Genomic DNA, 664 nt, shown 5'->3' on the forward strand with positions numbered 1-664 from the left:
TGCCGGTCGCTCAGGTGACCCGGATCGGCCTCCATGGTGGCGGATCCCTCAGGCGGCCTGCGGGGTCGCGACCAGGGCCGGGCCGTCGCCGTCCATGAGCGCGACGAGGTCGAACACCACCACGAACGCCTCGCCGCGGCGGCCGATCCCCGCGATGTAGCGCGCGTTCCACCGCCCGCCGACCTCGGGCGCCCCCTCCATCTCGGCCCGGTCGAGCTCGGTCACCTCGATCACCCGGTCGGCCACGAAGCCCACCCGAAGCGCCCGGCCCGGCATCGGCACGTTGAGCAGGATGATCCGCGTCGCCGGCGTGCGCGCCACGGGCGGCAGGCCGAGCTTGGTGCGCAGGTCCACCACTGGGTAGCTCTGCCCGCGCACGTCGATCATGCCGAGCAGGAAGGCCGGCGCCTGCGGCAGCGCGGCCGGCACCCGATAGTCGAGGATCTCGTGGACGTGCTCGACGTCGATCCCGAAGATCTCGGAACCGAGGCCGAGGGTCAGGTACTGCCACATACTGGACATGCAGGGTCTCCGGATGGATCGCGGCGGCTCGGGCTCGGGCTCGCCGGCGGCCCGGCCGGATCCGCGCGGCGACAGGCGCTGCGCGGATCCGGGCTTCGGGCGGCGGGTCAGGCGACGCGGGTGAAGGCGGCGTCCTGCGCGT

Annotated in this window: 1 protein-coding gene; it reads right to left on the reverse strand. The window is 73.8% G+C overall.

Annotated features, from left to right (window positions below; genetic code table 11):
* Window positions 1–48: 48 nt before the first annotated feature.
* Window positions 49–522 (reverse strand): chemotaxis protein CheW, encoded by a 474-nt coding sequence (locus tag ACTJK8_RS32335; RefSeq protein ID WP_075382282.1) that lies wholly within the window; start codon window positions 520–522, stop codon window positions 49–51.
* Window positions 523–664 lie beyond the last annotated feature (142 nt).

The organism is Methylobacterium sp. 22177, from assembly GCF_052045615.1.
Taxonomy (GTDB): Bacteria; Pseudomonadota; Alphaproteobacteria; order Rhizobiales; family Beijerinckiaceae; genus Methylobacterium; species Methylobacterium radiotolerans.